Here is an 18,027-nt window from a genome sequence, read left to right as displayed (position 1 = left end):
AAAAGGCTATTGGTTAAAGGTCCTAAACTTGTGGTTATTGGTGGGGGAACAGGATTATCTACTATGCTTAGAGGGTTGAAATATTATACCTCTAATATAACGGCTATTGTAACGGTAGCAGATGATGGTGGTGGTTCTGGAGATCTACGAGAAGATTTAGGAATTTTACCGCCAGGAGATATAAGAAATTGTATATTGGCTTTGGCGGACACAGAGCCTATTATGGAGGAATTGCTGCAATATAGATTCACGGATGGCAGATTGAAAAATCAAAGTTTTGGTAATTTGTTTTTAGCAGCTATGGATGGAATTTCTAATAATTTTGAAGAAGCAGTTCAAAAAATGAGTTCCGTATTAGCAGTAACAGGAAGAGTTATGCCTGTTACCTTAGATAATATGGTACTAAAGGCTAAATTCAAAAATGGTAATATTGTTGAAGGAGAATCTGCTATACCAGTAAAGGCTTTAGAGCAAAATACCTCTATTGAGCGTATTTTTATAGAACCTGAGGATGCCAAGCCTCTAGAGGATGCTCTTAAGGCAATAGAAGAGGCGGATGCTATTATTTTAGGACCAGGTAGTTTGTATACAAGCGTCATTCCAAACTTATTAGTTAAGGATATTGCTAAGGCGGTTAGAAAATCTAGTGCCTTAAAGCTTTATGTATCAAATATTATGACCCAGCCTGGAGAAACAGATGGATATGATGCTGGAGACCATGTTAATGCTATATATAAGCATGTTAATGAAAATTTTTTAGATTATATTATTGTTAATGCGGGGAAAATAGATATGCAACTAGAAGAAAAATATAAGTATGAAGGTTCTCAATTGGTAGAAATAAATTATAAAAAATTAAAAAAACTTGGTGTTGGTGTAATTGAAGGTGATTTTGTAAAGGTTAAAAAAGGATTTATTAGGCATGATGCTGAGAAACTAGCATCAATTCTTATAGAAACAATTATGGAAAAGAAGTTATTCTATGATAGAAAGAAAATTATTGAATACTTCTATTTATCAGAAAGATTAAAGCATAATAAGAAGATTAGGGAGTAGTTACTATGTCGTTTTCATCTAAGGTTAAAGAAGAGATTTGCAGAAATATTGATTTAGATAAAAAAGAGGCGTTAGCTATACTTTCAGGAATAATGAAAGTAAGCGGCACTCTTTCTTTTGCGTCTAACAAACAAATTAATTTTAGAATAACTACGGAAAATGCAGCTATTGCTAGGTTGGTCTTTAAATTGCTAAAAAAGTATTTTAATATTCACACAAGACTAATGGTGAAAAAGAGTAGCTCCTTAAAGAAAAATAATATTTATATGGTGGTTATTACCGAGGAAATGGGGGTTAGAGATATCTTAAAAAAAGCTGGTATCTTATCAGATAAAGAAGAAATGATAAGTTTCGACTTTGGGATAAGAGAGTCCTTAGTTGATACTGAGGAAACTAAAAAAGCATATATAAGAGGAGCGTTTTTAGGAGGTGGTAGTATAAGTAATCCAGAAAAGACTTACCACCTTGAATTTGTAACCCATGATTTAGATTATGCTCAGGAGCTTAGCGCTCTTATTAATAGCTTTGGATTAACTTCAAAGGTTATACAAAGAAAGAGCAGCTATATAATTTATCTTAAGGAAGGAGAGCAAATCGTTGATCTCCTAAATATAATAGGTGCTCATAATTCACTTTTAGAGCTTGAAAATATTCGAATAATGAAGGAAATGAGAAATAATGTTAATAGACTTGTGAATTGCGAAACCGCAAATTTAAGTAAAACGGTTAATGCTGCAGTAAGACAAGTTGAAAGCATAAAATTGATACAGAGAGAAATAGGTTTAAATAGATTACCTCCAAATTTAAGGGAGATAGCAGAATTAAGATTGAATCACCCCGATGAATCCTTAAAAGAATTAGGTGAAATGCTAAATCCACCAATAGGAAAGTCTGGGGTAAATCATAGGCTTAGAAGAATCGAAAAAATAGCAGATGAGCTAAGAAAAGAAGAAAGGTAAGGGATAAGGTATGTCAAAGCATGAAGATATAATCAATTATATTTTATCCCTAGAAGTTGGACATAAAATTTCTGTACGTGGAATTGCGGCGGATTTAGGTGTAAGTGATGGTACTGCTTATAGAGCAATAAAGGACTGTGAAACTTTAGGTATAGTTTCTACCATTCCTAGAGTTGGAACAGTAAGAATAGAAAAGGTAGAAAAGAAAAGTATTGATACTTTAACTTATGCCGCAGTAGTCAACATAGTGGAAGGGACAATTCTAGGGGGAAAAGAAGGCATTCACAAAACTTTAAATAAATTTGTTATAGGAGCAATGACTATAGACGCTATGGAAAGATATATATCTCCTGGTTGTCTGTTAATTGTAGGAAACCGTGAAGAAGCCCAAGAGCTAGCCCTTAACAATGAATCTGCTGTTTTAATAAGCGGAGGTTTCACCTGTAGCGACAGAATAAAAAAGCTGGCAAACGAAAAGTGCCTACCAATAATATCATCTAGCTACGATACTTTTACTATAGCAACTATGATAAATAAGGCCATATCTGAGAGCTTAATTAAGAAAGATATAATATTAGTAGAGGATATAATGATTCAAAATCCTGTAAGCCTTAGAGTGGATACGACCATTGGCCAGTGGAAAAAAATCATTATAGATAAAAAGCATGCCAGATATCCAGTGGTAGATGATGAAAACAAGGTGGTAGGCGTAGTTACTTTGAAGGATCTACCTATAGATGCTTCTCCAAATGATACCATAGGTAAAATTATGAGCAAAACTCCAATCACTGTAACACCAAAAACTACTGTAGCTTACACTGCACACATAATGTCCTGGGAAGGCATTGAATTAGCACCGGTAGTTTATGGCAAAAAGCTGGTTGGAATTGTAACAAGAAGAGACGTAATCAAAGCTCTTCAATATGCATCTAGACAGCCACAAGTTAGCGATACACTAGAAGATATGATCCTAAAGAGCTTTAGCTATGAGATAGAAGATGGAAAGGTCCACTATACAGGAAACATAACACCTCAGATGCTGGACAATATAGGAACTGCTTCTTGGAGCTCTTTAAATATGTTAATATCTACAATAGGACTTGCAGGACTAAGACTAAAAAACAATATAAATATATCCATGGACAGCATAATGACCTATTTTATGAAACCAGTACAAGTAGACAGTAATATTCATATATACGTCAATGTCATTGACGTAGGCAGAAACTTCTGCAAGGTAGAAGTAGATATGTACAATGACAACAAAGACCAAATCGCCAAATCCATGCTCTCCGCAAGGGTAATAAAAAAGTAGGGACGGTTAACAAGATTTAATTAAAATTAGTTTTATGAAAACTATTATGAGAACGGTTAACATAATATAATTACAGTTTGAGAATAATACTATTATAAGAGAGATTAACATATCATAGTTAGAGTTTATAGAATTGCTTTATTATATGTTGATATTTTATGATTATAATGCTTATTTAGTTGGAGGAATATTATAGTGACTAAAGTCATTGTTGAAGAAATTAAGTATAAAAATTTTGGAAATTGCGTCAGGATAAGTAATGGTAGTATAGAGATAATTGTAACTATAGAAAAGGGGCCAAGAATTATAAGATTTTCTTTTGAAAAAGGGGAAAATATTTTCTTTGATACTTGGCCGGTGGAAGAAGATCAGAGTGTTGAGAATGGTAGTGATGGATGGGCTTTGTTAGGAGGACATAGACTGTGGCATAGTCCTGAGAGCTCTCCAAGAACTTATATTCCAGATAATTATCCTGTAAAATGGAATGAAATAGAGAATGGTATAAAAGTGATACAAGATGAAGAAAAATGGACTCAAATTATTAAGGAAATGGAGATAATTATTTTAGAAGATAATAAAGTTAAAGTTACTCATATAATTACAAATAGAAATGCATGGCCAGTACAGTTGGCAGCTTGGCCAATTTCTGTTATGTCAGCCGGTGGTTTAGAGGTTATACCTCAGCCTAATAGAGAAACAGGTTTTTTAGCAAATAGAAGTATAGCTTTATGGCCTTATTCAAAGATGAATGACAAAAGGGTGTACTGGGGAGAAAAATACATAACTATAAAGCATATTCCAACAGAAAATAAGTTCGCGAATCCCTTCAAGTTTGGTATAAATAATGAAAAAGGTTGGGCGGCTTATTTTAATAATAATAATTTATACATAAAAAGGTATTATCATAATAACAGTAATAACTATACAGATTATGGATCTTCCTATGAAACCTTTATCAATAATGCTTATGTTGAGATGGAAACACTTTCTCCCACTACCACTATTAATTTTGATGAGAAGATAATACATGAAGAGGTATGGGAGTTGCATGATAATATAGCAATGCCTTCATTTAATGATGAAAATCTTTTGGATGAAGTACTTAACAATGTTTTGAATAGCTAATTTTATATAATAGTAGCATTCTCTCTCAAAAAATCTTCTATAATATTTTTATATTTAGGATCTGATAATATTAAATTAGATCCTTTTTGTGATAATCGCCAAACGCTTGAAAGAGTTATATTTTTTAGCTCTATACATATATTTTTAAGAGAGAAATTATTTAAACTGCGTGCAAGAACAATAAATAAGGCCTTTACTTCATTGTTTTTATGATTATATTTTAGATGCAAACTAAAATCATGGCCTAGATATGAAGTTATAAAGTTTTTAATAGTTTCTAATGAAAAATCTCGATAAATTAATGTTTTTTCGCTTCTATATTCATTTTTTTCTGGTATGAATTCTGTTGATTTTTCTAATTCTACGGAATCTGGCATTTGATATATATTTTTTAGTAATTCAAGATATTTTTTTCTTGCTTTTGTTATATCTTCTCCCAATATCTGAAGAATATAATTAGAATCTAAAATATTTAAATTATCATTTTTCTTTCCTAAGTAAATAGAAAGGCTTGAGTAAGGGTACTTAGAAACATTGTTTTTATAAGCTTTCATATCTTTTGGATTATTGTGGATGTAAGCAGATAAAGTTACAAGATATCTATCGCTATTAACTATTTTGCTTTTAAATCTATCTTGAAATAAATGTCCATGACGATTATGTCGCTTATTATAATACATAGCATAACTTTGATTAATTGATTTCATTATTTTACTAATGTCTGCGCCGGAACAGTCAATAATGAAATGGGCATGAGTTGTCATGAGGCAATAGGCATAAAGACGGAATCTATATAAATTCATATATTTTTTTAATAATTCTAGATATTTATTTCTGTCTTTATTGTCTTTAAACAAAGGAACTTCGCTAATACTTCTAATCATAACATGTAGAATGGCACCAGGATGCTTTATACGGGCAACTCTTGGCATATTACTCACCTCATAAAATTTATTATTTATTTTGATTGATATTTGAATATTATTTTGATTATTGACTTAGTTTCAGGTTTTAATTCAGGTTAATTAAAATAATTATAGGGACGGTTAACATCAATTATATAAAATTTTTAATATAACTGATGTTAACCGTCCCTAATTTTTGATGCGGATTTTTCTTTCTTCCTAATTTTAAATGGTATATAATTAAAATTATTAATAAAAATATTTAACCTAATTAATTCAAATAACTGAAGTAATTCAAATGTTAAGTTTAAAAACATAATATTATATGTATAAAATAAATCAAAAATATAAATCAAAAATATAAAGCAAAAATATAAAGCTATTAGATATTTATCAGTAGATTTGTCAATAATCAAAGGTAAAAGGTATAGACAAAAGAGGTGATAATTTGGAGAACTTTGATGAATTGATGAATATATCCGACTTTTCAGAGAATCTAGGTGAAGTTTGGTGTGGAGAAGAAGAGAAAAAGGCGGATATTTCAGATGAGGATAAAAAATTAGAAGAATCAAGTATGACAATGGCTGAAGATAGGCTTAATAGTAATTATGACAACGAGTTTAGCCTAGATAGTGATAGTGTAGAACATAGCAATAGTAATTATGAAGATAATAATATGCAAGATAATACTATAAATAAAAGTGATGAAGAAAAGGATTTTAAGGATTATATAGATAAAACCGAGGTTAAGGATTTTGTGCATCTGCATGTACATACAGAGTATAGTCTTTTGGATGGCTCTGGTAAGATTCCTGAAATGGTGAAAAGGGCTAAGGAGCTTGGAATGAAGAGCTTAGCTATTACTGACCATGGAGTTATGTATGGTTGTGTGGATTTTTATAAGGCTGCAGTAGAGCAAGGGATAAAGCCTATAATAGGTAGTGAGATATATATTGTTCCAAAATCTATGCATATAAAGTATGGGGATAAAGAAAATGAGACTTATCATCTAGTTTTGCTGGTTAAAAATGAAGTGGGATATAGCAATTTGATGAAGATAGTTTCTACAGCTTCTATAGAGGGATTTTATTATAAGCCAAGAATTGATCATAATTATTTGAAAGAACATAGTGAGGGGCTAATAGCTTTAAGTGCATGCTTAGGGGGCGAGGTTCAAGCCCATATGCTAAAGGGTAATTATGAAAAGGCTAAGGAAGCAGCTCTCTTTTATCAGTCGGTTTTTGGAGAGGACTTTTATTTGGAGCTTCAATACCATGGAATGTCTGAACAGTTGAAGGTTAATAATGATATCATTAAGCTTTCAAAGGAAATAAATGCGCCTTTAGTAGTTACCAATGATGTTCATTATATTAGGGCTGAGGATTATACAGCTCATGATGTTTTATTATGTATACAAACTGGAAAGACCGTTGATGAAGAAAATAGGATGAGGTATCCTTCAGATCAATTTTACTTAAAGTCTCCAGAGGAAATGTATAGCATGTTTTCTCATGTGCCTGAGGCCTTGGAGAACACTGTTCGCATTGCGGAAAAGTGCAATTTTGATTATGAATTTCATAACTCTAAATTACCTAAGTTTCCTTTGCCTGAAGGGTTAGAGCCTTATGATTATCTTAGAGATAATTGTTTTAAGGGATTAGTTGATCGGTATGATGTATTTCAAGTTTTGCGTGGGGTAGAATTAAATAAAATATATTCAGAGGTAATAAAGTTTTCAGAAATTAATGAAAAGGCTAAGAAGCTTACGGATAGGCTGGAATATGAGCTATCAATAATTAAGCAGATGGGGTATGTAGACTACTTCTTAATAGTTTGGGATTTTATTAGGTACGCAAATGAAAATGGTGTTCCTACTGGCCCCGGAAGAGGTAGTGCTGCTGGTTCTATAGTTGCTTATACTTTAGGAATTACAAAGATAGATCCTATAAGATATAGTTTGCTTTTTGAAAGATTTTTGAATCCAGAGAGAGTAAGTATGCCGGATATAGATTCTGACTTTTGTTATGAAGGTAGACAGAGGGTAATTGATTATGTTGTAGATAAGTATGGTAAGGATAATGTTTCCCAGATAATTACCTTTGGAACCATGGCTGCTAGAGCTTGCATTCGTGATGTGGGCAGGGCTATGAATTACACTTATGCAGAGGTTGATAAAATAGCTAAGATGATTCCTACAATGCCTGGTATAACCATTGATAAGGCCTTGTTTTTAAATCCTGAGTTAAAGGAAGTTTATGATAAAGATGAAAGGGTTAAGCAGTTAATTGATATTAGTAAGTCTTTAGAAGGACTGCCCAGACATTCATCTACCCATGCTGCTGGTGTGGTTATAGCATCTCAACCTTTAGTAAGCTATGTGCCACTACAAAGAAATGAAGATATGATAGTAACTCAATTCCCTATGGGTACCTTAGAGGAACTTGGACTATTAAAAATGGACTTTTTAGGTCTTAGAACTCTTACGGTTATGAGGGACGCCATAAGGATGATTAAAGAAAACTCTGGTATAGAAGTTGATTTGGACAAGATAGGTTTTGATGATAAAGAAGTTTACAAAATGATTGGAGAGGGCAAAACCGTTGGAGTGTTTCAGTTAGAATCCGCTGGAATGACTAACTTTATGAAGGAATTAAAACCCGATTCCTTGGAAGATATAATCGCGGGAATTAGTTTGTATAGACCAGGTCCTATGGCGGAAATTCCAAGGTATATAGAGAATAAAAAGAATCCTGAAAAAATTGAATATTTGACACCTGAATTGGAAAGTATTCTAAGTGTTACATATGGAGTAATGGTTTATCAGGAACAGGTTATGGAGATTGTACGTAAGCTAGCGGGCTATTCTATGGGACGAAGTGACCTTGTTAGACGTGCTATGTCTAAGAAAAAACACAAGGTAATGCAAGAAGAAAGAAAGAACTTTATTTATGGAATTATGGATGAAAATGAAAATATAGAGGTGCCTGGCTGTATAAGAAATGGTATTAGTGAAGAAATTGCCAATAAGATCTTTGACCAAATGATGGATTTTGCATCCTATGCCTTCAATAAATCTCATGCTGCAGCTTATGCGGTAGTTGCTTATCAAACTGCTTATTTAATGCGCTATTATCCTGCCGAGTATATTGCAGCAATGCTTAACAGTGTAATGGGGGTTAGTGAAAAGGTAGTCTTTTATATAAGATTTGCTGAAAGTCTAGGAATTCGAGTTATGCCTCCTAATATAAATCAAAGCTTTGCTAAGTTTACCGTTAAGGATGATAAAACCATATTGTTTGGGCTTGCTGCTATTAAAAATGCAGGTTATCACGTTGTTGAAAGTATTGTAGAAAGTAGAGAACGTAAAGGAAAATTTAAATCCTTGTATGACTTTTGTAATAAAATAGATTTAGCAGTGGTAAACAAAAGGGTAATTGAAAGTTTGATAAAGGCGGGAGCTTGTGATGAATTCAATGCTCATCGTTCTCAGATGCTGGCGGTTTATGAGAAGATATTGGATGGACTAAGTAGTGAGAAAAAGAGAAACATTGATGGACAGGTAAGTCTTTTTGGTGATTTAGATAGTTCCGTTGGATCAAGTTTAAATTTAGATACAGAAATAAAATACCCTACGATAAAAGAATTTGAAAAAAGGCATCTGTTAGCTATGGAAAAGGAGATGACAGGGTTATATATAACAGGGCACCCACTTGAAGAATTTACAGAAGCTTTAAATCTTTATACTACTGCAAAAACAATTGATATTTTAGAAGAGGCTGCTACTAAAACTACCTTAGAAGATAATATTGATCAATTTACCAAAGAGATAGAATATAGCTTTAAGAACAACGGAAGATTTACTGATGGTAAGAGGGTAGTACTTGGAGGAATAGTTACATCAGTAAGCAAAAAGTTTACAAGAAACAACAAAAGAATGGCTTTTCTCAACCTAGAAGACCTTTACGGTAATATAGAAGTTATAGTCTTTCCAAAGGTTATGGAGAAGGTATCTAACTTAATCCAAGAAGATGCTCTTATAATTGTAAAGGGTAGAATAAGCATAAGAGAGGATGAAGATCCTAAAATTTTATGTGAAGATATAGAGCCTTTGGTAAACCCTAGCACTACAAAACTATATATAGCTGTAGAAAATGATAAGATTGCTAAGGGAATATATAACAATTTGAAATTAGCTCTATTGAAATTCAAAGGAAATACGCCGGTTTACCTCTGTACTTTAAAAGAAAGAAACAAATATCGATTAGCCAGAGAATATTGGGTGGATACAGATTCTGGTGTTCTAGAATTCTTAAGGGGTGAATTTGGTGAAGACAACGTGAAAATAATGTAATAGTAAATTAATAAAAAATATTGATTGAAAATATTAGACAAAGAACAGCAAAAATCAGCAAAGATGAAGAAGTTTATCTTTGCTGATTTTTTAAATTAAGTAAAATTAAATAAAATAAAGGGACGGTTAACATGAGTTATTAATTTTAAAAAAATAATAAATCATGTTAACCGTCCCCTAGTTGCAGGAATGCATATTTTGTAGTAATATTTATGTTGGATCAATAGTGTTCTTAATATAAATTTAAATCAAAATTTATTTTTTTATAGCATTTTTCAACATAGTATACTAAAAAGGACCAAGGTGGGACAAAAAAAGACCCGTGGGGAACAGGAGGAGTAAATATGAAGACAATAGCTGTATTAACTAGTGGTGGAGACGCACCAGGAATGAATGCTGCCATAAGAGCAGTTGTTAGAATGGGGCTTGAAAAGGGCCTTAGAGTAATGGGAGTTGAAAGAGGATATAACGGATTAATTAATGGCGAAATTAAGGAAATGAATCGAAACTCTGTATCTGATATAATTCAGAAAGGTGGTACTATTCTTAGAACCGCAAGATGTGAAGAGTTTAAGACAGAGGCTGGAAGAGAAAAGGCAGTTAAGATATTAAAGGCATATGGTATTGATGGATTAGTTGTTATTGGAGGAGACGGTTCCTTTACAGGAGCTAAATTGCTTTCTAAGTTAGGAGTTCTAACAGTTGGAATACCAGGAACAATTGATAATGATTTATCTTATACAGATCAAACAATAGGTTTTGATACTGCACTTAATACAGTACTTGATGCAATCAATAAGTTAAGAGATACTTCTACTTCTCATGAAAGAGTAAGTATAGTAGAAGTTATGGGTAGAAATTGCGGTGATATTGCTCTTTACGCAGGTATTGCAGGAGGAGCTGAAAGCATAATAGTTCCTGAAATAGGTATGAATGTTGATGAAATATGTAAATCTATATTAGAGGGTAGAAGAAGTGGTAAGCTTCATAATCTTATCCTACTTGCTGAAGGTGTAGGCGGAGCAGAGGAAATGGCTAAATATGTGGAAGAAGTTACAGGAATTGAGACAAGAGCTACTATCTTAGGACATATTCAAAGAGGAGGAAGCCCAACTGCTTCAGATAGAGTGTTAGCTTCAAGATTAGGAGCAAGAGCAGTGGAGCTACTAATAGAAGGAAAGTCTTCAAGAGTAGTAGGAATTAGAAATGGTCAAATTATCGATGATGATATAGATGAAGCATTGGCTATGCCAAGAAAGTTCGATAAAAATCTTTATGATATAGCAATGGCACTATCTAAATAAAAGTAATAGCTAAAGTGAGTTTTGTTAAATAGATTTACTTGCAAAGAAAAACTTTCAATTTTATTTGCTAAGGAGAGTTAAGTATGAGAAAAACAAAGATAATTTGCACGATTGGACCAGCCAGCGAAAATAGAGAAACTTTAACCCAATTATTCCACGCAGGTATGAACGCTTCAAGACATAACTTTTCTCATGGAGATCATGAAGAACACGGTGGTAGAATAAGATTAGTTAAGCAGTTAAGTAAAGAGTTAAATAAGCCTGTATCTATTATATTAGATACAAAGGGTCCTGAGATAAGAACAGGTGATTTTGCTGAAGGTAAAGTTGAGTTAAAAGAAGGAGACAGCTTTGTAATTAAATGTGGTGAAGATGTTATAGGAGATAGAACTCAATGTTCTGTTTCTTATAAGGATCTTTATCAGGATGTAGTTCCTGGAAACATGATCTTAATTGATGATGGTTTGGTAGGCCTTGAGGTTCAGAAGGTAGAAGGAAAGGACATATATTGTATAGTAAGAAACTCTGGTATGGTAGGAAGTAAAAAAGGTGTTAATGTACCAGGAGTATCTATTAATTTACCAGCTATAACTGAAAAAGATATAGAAGATCTTAAGTTTGGTATAGAGATTGGTGTTAATATAGTTGCAGCTTCTTTTGTAAGAAAAGCTTCTGATGTTTTACAAATAAGAAAGGTATTAAATGAAAACGGAGGAGAACATGTACTTATATTCTCCAAAATTGAAAATCAAGAAGGTGTAAATAACTTAGATGAGATTCTTAAGTTCTCAGATGGTATAATGGTTGCTAGGGGAGACCTAGGAGTAGAAATTCCTATTGAACAAGTACCATTGGTACAAAAGATGATCATTGAAAAGTGTAATTATGTAGGTAAGCCAGTTATCACAGCAACTCAAATGTTAGATTCCATGATAAGAAATCCAAGACCAACTAGAGCAGAGGCTTCTGATGTAGCTAATGCTATATTTGATGGAACTGACTGTATTATGCTAAGTGGTGAAACGGCTAATGGAAAGTATCCTGTTGAAGCTGTTAAAATAATGTCAAGAATAGCTGAAGAGGCGGAAAATCAACTAAATTATGAAGCTAGCCTAAAGAAAAAGAGAAAAGAGCATATTCCAAATGTATCTAATGCAATAAGCTTGGCTGCTTGTAATACTGCAATGGAATTAAATGCTTCAGCTATAATAACAGCAACTCAAAGCGGATATACAGCTAAGAATGTTTCTAAATATAGACCAGAATGTCCTATTATAGCTATAACTCCTTTTGAAAGTGTAGCTAAAAACTTAGCAGTTGTTTGGGGAGTTTGCCCAATAGTTGCTGAACAATCAGAAGGAACAGATGAATTAATAGATAAGTCTATTAATATAGCTTTAGAAAAAGGATTGGTTAGCAAAGGTGATTTAGTAGTATTTGCAGCAGGAGTACCTATAAACCAAGTTGGCTCAACCAATATGTTACAGGTTCATATAGTAGGCGACATACTTTTAACAGGCAAAGGAGAAGGTTCTAATCCTGGATCCGGTACTGTAGTTTTAGCAAATAGTGCTGAAGAAGCTATTGAAGAAATAGGGGATGGAAGTGTACTAGTTGTTAAAAAGTTGACTAAGGATTACTTACCTGTATTTGATAAAGTTGCAGGTATTGTAGTTGAAGATAATGTAACTTCTGAAGCAGTTATAGAATGCATATCCCGTGAAATTCCACTAATAAGTGGTGCAGAAGGAGCTACAAAGGTTCTTAAAAATGGAAGCTTTATAACACTAGATGTAGCTAGAGGAATAGTGTTTAACGGCAAAGCAAATGTTATTTAATCTGTAACTATACTGATATATAAAAGTAGCTTTTTAAGCTACTTTTATTTTTTAGGGACGGTTAACAGGATTTTATAAAACTTTACTAAGCAAAAAAATAATAAAGAGTTTGGCTTATTAAAGAAATAGAAAAGGTAAATGCAAGTTAAAGATAAGTATTAAATAGATAATAGGAGATTAAGAGAAATTTCTATATATTTAAAAATATTTTTTTAGAAAATATAATTTTTATAAGCAAAAATAAAAAATTAGGTATAAGAAAAAGTATTTTTGGATAATTATATTATAATGAGAAAGTGTTGGCGACTGATTCAATTTTGCACCCTATTGGTGCCCTTTTTTTTAATATAATCAGTTTTAACCTGATCAATTTGACAATAAAAATTGACCAGGTATAAAAGTAAGAATTAATATGCTTTTAGTTCAGTAACTAGTTCCCTCATTAATTCTTTTACACTTATTATTTTATCTGTCCTATAAGCATTACTCCCACAGAATATAAGTCCGTTATCAATATCACCTTGTACAGCGTTTATTAAAGCACGGCTTATACAGTAGGGTGTTACTGCTGGATTACATTTACTTATACATTTGTAACACTTATTTACTTTAATGTTGCCCAAAAAGGTTCTTTCAACAAATTTATTCTTTATAGCTCTGCCAGGCATACCAACAGGGCTTTTTACTATAACTATATCATCCTTAGTACAATTTATATAAGCTTTTTTAAAATTTATATGAGCATCACATTCATCGGTAGTAACAAACCTTGTAGAGATCTGCACACCGTTAGCTCCTAATTTTAATAGTTCACCTATATCACTGCCTGTATATATACCACCAGCAGCTATTACAGGTATACTTTTATTATACTTTTCTTCATAGATTTTAACGGTATTTATAATATCTATAAGTTCTTTATCAAAGCCTGATTGTGAGTATTTTTCAAGATCATCGATTTTAAAGCCTAAATGACCTCCAGCTTTAGGACCTTCTACGATTACAGCATCGGCAGTAACACTATAGTTTCTATCCCATAGTTTTAGAATAAGTGAAGCAGCTTTATTGGAAGACACAATAGGTGCAATTTTAACATTAGTACCTTGGCATAACTTTGGCAGAGTGGTAGGAAGACCTGCACCGGAAATTATTAATTGGGCGCCTGCTTCTATGGATGTTTTTACTAAAGCTTCATAGTTATTCATTGCACACATTATATTAACGCCAATAATACCACCTTTTGCCTTAATTAAGGCTTCTTTTATATGTTTTTTTAAAGCCCGTAAATTTGCTACTAGGGGATTATTTTCAAAGTCCGGTTCATTAAAACCTGGTTGTGCTGCAGATATTACTCCAATACCACCATTAACAGCTACTGCAGATGCTAAACCTGACAAAGAAACACCAATTCCCATACCCCCTTGAATAATAGGAAGAGATGCTATTAAATTACCAATTTTTAAAGGTCTAAAATTCATAATATATACCTCATTTCATAATTATAAAATACTTTGATAATCAAACTATATTCATATAATAATAGAAAAAACTAGTAATGTCAACATTATTTTATGTAGTGGACAAGACCATATGTTAGAATATAAACACTATTTATGCTTGGCTAGTATAAAATCTATGAAAGTCCGCAAAATATATTAAAAAGATGTAAGTATAGCTTCGAAATTAGCTATATCAAAAGCAATTAATCATATATGTGAAGGGAGTGGACTTGTTTCTAAGGCCTAGTACATTTTCAGACCTTGGAAATGGGGAATATATGAATGGAACTTTATCATGCAACGCAGTAAATTGTGTTCATAATATGGGAGGTTTATGTTCCGCTAATAAAATACAGATAAATGGTATGAGTGCTTTAACTAGTACTAGCACTCAATGCATGACTTTTGCTGAAAAGGGATTTATAAATGCCTTAATGAATATATCAAATATAAATATACCCGGTGAGATTCGTCAATTGGTAAGTAAAGATGGAATACATATGTATCCAGAAGTAGCTTGTAATGCAGTGAAATGTGTCCATAATAAAGATCAAAGATGTGAAGCGGATAGAGTGATTATAGCAGGAGCACATGCTATGGATAATGAAGGAACCTACTGTGAAACCTTTGCTCCATAGAAATTATATAATTTAACTATAAAGATTCAGCGATACTATGCTGAATTTTTAATTTTGCATTGTAGTTACAGAAGAATTTGAATAAAATATAATTATTGTGTATAATACTCAGGAAATAGGATTATTTATAATGTAATGCTAGCGATGAGAAGAGGGAATTTATATGGAAGAATTCAAAAAGAATCAAGAATTATTAGTTGACATAGTAGCAGAAGGTTATCAGGGAGAAGGAATTGCCAAGCCTCAGGGTTTTCCCATATTTATACCTGGAGCCCTCAAAGGAGAAAAAGTTAAAATCAAAATAGTGAAGCTTACTAAAAACCATGGTTTTGGAAAGCTTTTGGACATAGTAGAACCATCTGAAAATAGGGTAGAACCGATTTGCCCATTATATAAAAGATGCGGAGGCTGTCAACTGCAGCATATGAGCTATCAAGAACAGCTAGTCTTTAAAAAGAATAGAGTAAAGGATTGCCTTGAGAGAATAGGGAAAATAACAGATGTTAAAATAAATGATACCTTAGGCATGGAAGAACCTTTAAGATATAGAAATAAGGTGCAACTACCGGTGGGAGTTGAAAAAGGAGAACCTATCATAGGCTTTTATGCACCTAGAAGTCATGATATAATTAATCTTCAACAGTGTTTTATTCAAGATGAAACTGGTGACGAGGTTGTTCAGTTAACTAGGGATTGGATGAAAAAGTTCGGTATAAGTGCCTATGATGAGAACACCAAGACCGGTGTTGTTAGACATGTGATGATAAGAAAGGGCTTTAAAACCGGTGAGGTAATGGTAGTTCTGGTGACTAACACAGAAAAGTTACCTCATAAAGATGAATTTGTTAAATTAGTTATTGAAAAGATTCCTGGTGTGAAAAGCATCATTCAAAATATAAACAATAAACCTACCAATGTGGTATTAGGACAACAAAACATAACCCTATGGGGTAGTAACACAATTACAGATTACATAGGACAGTTCAAGTTTGAAATATCACCTTTATCCTTCTTTCAAGTAAATCCATTCCAAACGGAAGTGTTATATAATAAGGCATTAGAATACGCCAACCTTAGCGGAGAGGAGACTGTATTTGATGCTTATTGCGGTACAGGTACAATTTCTCTGTTCTTAGCTCAAAAGGCAAAAAAGGTTTATGGGGTAGAAATAATACCAGAAGCAATTGAAAATGCCAAAAAGAATGCAAAGTTAAACAATATTCATAATGCTGAGTTCTTTGTAGGTGAGGCAGAAGTTATTATCCCAAAACTTATTGAAGATGGTAAGAAGGCAGAGGTTGTTGTAGTAGACCCACCAAGAAAGGGTTGCGAAAAGAGTTTAATTGAGGCTATAGCGGAGATGAGGCCTAATAGAGTGGTTTATGTTTCCTGCGATCCTGCTACTTTAGCTAGAGATTTGAGAATATTTGAGGATTTGGGTTATAAAACTGAGGCAGTGCAGCCGGTGGATATGTTCCCCCATACTGCACATGTTGAGACCATTTGCTTGATGTCTAAGAAATAAAGCTCTGGAAGCATTGAAAATACTGGGGTTCATAAAATGATATTAAATCTGTCTACTCGACCTAAGCCCTCGATATGTGTACGTGGAAACATATCGAGGGTATATTTTTGTGCAAAATTTGAGCTAGAATATGGGTAGGGTTGAGTTGACAGATTAGATATATATATAGGGTTGAGGAGACAGGATGGATGTAACATTCTATACACCTGAGATTATAGCATAGGATCGTAAATTGAAAATCGAAAAGCAACCCTTTCGAGTTCAAATTAAGTTATAAAATTTGATAAATTAGATATGACCAGGAGGTTGCATCCTGGCTTACAAAAGATTGGTGATGAACCAGTCTTTTTGTTTGCACACCTTTCCACCGTCATGTATTCTAAATGAGTTGGCGGCTATAAGGAGAGTAACCATGTCAAAATTTTTTACATATGAAGAAAGGCTGACCCTTCAGAAACACCTTAAAGAAAGTCTATCCTTTAAAGAAATCACCCGCAGATTGAATAAGAATCCAACTACGATTTCCAGAGAAGTCAGAAAGCATTTATCAGAGGTTGCCACCGGCTATCCAGGGTTCTGAAGTTACGTTAATAGGGTTATTTAGCTTGTCTCTTAATAATTGAAGTTTTTCTAATAACCTACTATCAAGCTTTACTACAGAATCTCCATGGCTGCAGTCAAATTCTTTAAGTTTAAAGTTTTTAGATATTTGGATGTTGTTCATAGAATTCTCCTTTCCTTTGGATTTAATATATTATATAAGACAATGCTGAAAAATTCAGTATTATATAAACCATGCTAATGATTACCTATTAAATTATCATAAATAGCAATTGTTTGATTCTATGAAATATTAGAAGGTATTTTATGGATATATATAGAATTGTTTATATTAAGATTGATATTTACGGAGTAAAAATAAAATCCAATAAAAATTATAAATTTAGAATTAAATTAGAGATTTGAAGTTTTGGGGATCAAAATAATTATTAAAAGAATGGAGCTCAAAATGTTCAGTAATATATTCTATTTATTAAAAAATGCTAGTAATGAACCAAGAGAGGACTATTTAACAGAAATCTTTGCAGAAACAATTAATGAAAACCAGCTAGTAAAAAGTTTTATGAAAGTTTTTATGAGCAAGAATATTGAGCCTAGTGGGCTTAAGATAAATACACAGCAAACCTTTAATAAACTAGATTGGCATATATGTGATAGTAGGCCTGATATTGTGATTAGATTTTTTGATAATCAAAGTAAACGTGAAAATATTCTATTTATAGAATGTAAACTTAATGCTGCAGAAGGCAATCAGCAATTAAAAAGATATGCGGACCATTTAAAGCTATTGGAAGATAGAGGATGTGCCACCTATTTAATTTATTTAACTGAATATCATGATGTTAAAAAGGAAGAAGATATACTAGATACTAATGTAGACACAAATTTTATACAGATAAGATGGTACCAGATTTATAACTGGCTAAAAGAATTTGATAGCGATAGATTAGT

General features: G+C 32.6%; 13 protein-coding genes and 1 pseudogene. 11 read left to right on the top strand and 3 right to left on the bottom strand.

Annotated features, from left to right (window positions below; all coding sequences use genetic code 11):
• From N3C_RS12930 to N3C_RS12915, 4 genes are all read left to right on the top strand, one after another.
• The coding region (locus N3C_RS12930) for a gluconeogenesis factor YvcK family protein (protein ID WP_074366436.1) at positions 1 to 1,056 on the top strand (1,056 nt) is incomplete at its 5' end.
• Positions 1,057 to 1,061: 5 nt separating this feature from the next.
• Entirely contained in the window at positions 1,062 to 2,015 is a 954-nt protein-coding gene (gene whiA, locus N3C_RS12925; RefSeq protein ID WP_074366433.1) for a DNA-binding protein WhiA, read from the top strand.
• A gap of 10 nt (positions 2,016 to 2,025) precedes the next feature.
• Positions 2,026 to 3,330, top strand: a complete 1,305-nt coding sequence (locus N3C_RS12920) for a DRTGG domain-containing protein (protein WP_074366432.1) — start codon at positions 2,026 to 2,028, stop codon at positions 3,328 to 3,330.
• 195 nt (positions 3,331 to 3,525) lie between these two features.
• Positions 3,526 to 4,455: a hypothetical protein gene (locus N3C_RS12915; protein ID WP_074366431.1), complete on the top strand. Its 930-nt coding sequence runs from the start codon at positions 3,526 to 3,528 to the stop codon at positions 4,453 to 4,455.
• Positions 4,456 to 4,457: 2 nt separating this feature from the next.
• Here the strand turns inward: N3C_RS12915 and N3C_RS12910 are convergent, their stop codons facing one another.
• Positions 4,458 to 5,387: a transposase gene (locus tag N3C_RS12910; protein WP_074366430.1), complete on the bottom strand. Its 930-nt coding sequence runs from the start codon at positions 5,385 to 5,387 to the stop codon at positions 4,458 to 4,460.
• 649 nt (positions 5,388 to 6,036) lie between these two features.
• Here N3C_RS12910 and N3C_RS12905 point away from each other — a divergent pair.
• The 3 genes from N3C_RS12905 to pyk all read left to right on the top strand — a co-directional run bounded on the left by N3C_RS12905 (position 6,037) and on the right by pyk (position 12,853).
• A complete protein-coding gene (locus N3C_RS12905) occupies positions 6,037 to 9,711 on the top strand; it encodes a DNA polymerase III subunit alpha (protein ID WP_083604559.1) in 3,675 nt (1,224 codons plus the stop codon).
• 344 nt (positions 9,712 to 10,055) lie between these two features.
• A complete protein-coding gene (pfkA, locus tag N3C_RS12900) occupies positions 10,056 to 11,015 on the top strand; it encodes a 6-phosphofructokinase (RefSeq protein WP_074366429.1) in 960 nt (319 codons plus the stop codon).
• Between the two features lie 83 nt (positions 11,016 to 11,098).
• Positions 11,099 to 12,853, top strand: a complete 1,755-nt coding sequence (pyk, locus tag N3C_RS12895) for a pyruvate kinase (protein ID WP_074366428.1) — start codon at positions 11,099 to 11,101, stop codon at positions 12,851 to 12,853.
• A 407-nt stretch (positions 12,854 to 13,260) separates the two neighbouring features.
• On the opposite strand, the gene N3C_RS12890 is transcribed toward pyk, so the two are convergent.
• The gene (locus N3C_RS12890; RefSeq protein ID WP_074366427.1) at positions 13,261 to 14,331 is read right to left on the bottom strand and encodes an NAD(P)H-dependent flavin oxidoreductase; all 1,071 of its coding nucleotides are present in this window, start codon (positions 14,329 to 14,331) and stop codon (positions 13,261 to 13,263) included.
• Positions 14,332 to 14,582: 251 nt separating this feature from the next.
• Here N3C_RS12890 and N3C_RS12885 point away from each other — a divergent pair, with 251 nt between their 5' ends.
• The 3 genes and pseudogenes from N3C_RS12885 to N3C_RS15470 all read left to right on the top strand — a co-directional run.
• Positions 14,583 to 14,990, top strand: coding sequence for a DUF1540 domain-containing protein (locus N3C_RS12885; RefSeq protein WP_242944102.1), 408 nt, complete (start codon positions 14,583 to 14,585; stop codon positions 14,988 to 14,990).
• Between the two features lie 163 nt (positions 14,991 to 15,153).
• A complete protein-coding gene (rlmD, locus tag N3C_RS12880) occupies positions 15,154 to 16,515 on the top strand; it encodes a 23S rRNA (uracil(1939)-C(5))-methyltransferase RlmD (RefSeq protein ID WP_074366426.1) in 1,362 nt (453 codons plus the stop codon).
• A 412-nt stretch (positions 16,516 to 16,927) separates the two neighbouring features.
• Positions 16,928 to 17,092 (top strand): annotated as a pseudogene (locus N3C_RS15470) (helix-turn-helix domain-containing protein); the annotation flags it as partial.
• On the opposite strand, the gene N3C_RS12870 reads toward N3C_RS15470, so the two are convergent.
• The gene (locus N3C_RS12870; RefSeq protein WP_242868155.1) at positions 17,063 to 17,239 is read right to left on the bottom strand and encodes a hypothetical protein; all 177 of its coding nucleotides are present in this window, start codon (positions 17,237 to 17,239) and stop codon (positions 17,063 to 17,065) included. The pseudogene N3C_RS15470 and the gene N3C_RS12870 sit on opposite strands and share 30 nt — an antisense overlap.
• Before the next feature lie 285 nt (positions 17,240 to 17,524).
• On the opposite strand from N3C_RS12870, the gene N3C_RS12865 reads away from it, so the two are divergent.
• The coding region (locus N3C_RS12865; RefSeq protein ID WP_178377828.1) for a PD-(D/E)XK nuclease family protein at positions 17,525 to 18,027 on the top strand (503 nt) is incomplete at its 3' end.

This window comes from Clostridium sp. N3C (assembly GCF_900095445.1).
Taxonomy (GTDB): domain Bacteria; phylum Bacillota; class Clostridia; order Clostridiales; family Clostridiaceae; genus Clostridium_AU.
The sequence above is the reverse complement of the archived record's forward strand: the minus strand, read 5'-3'. Positions and strand labels throughout refer to the sequence as shown.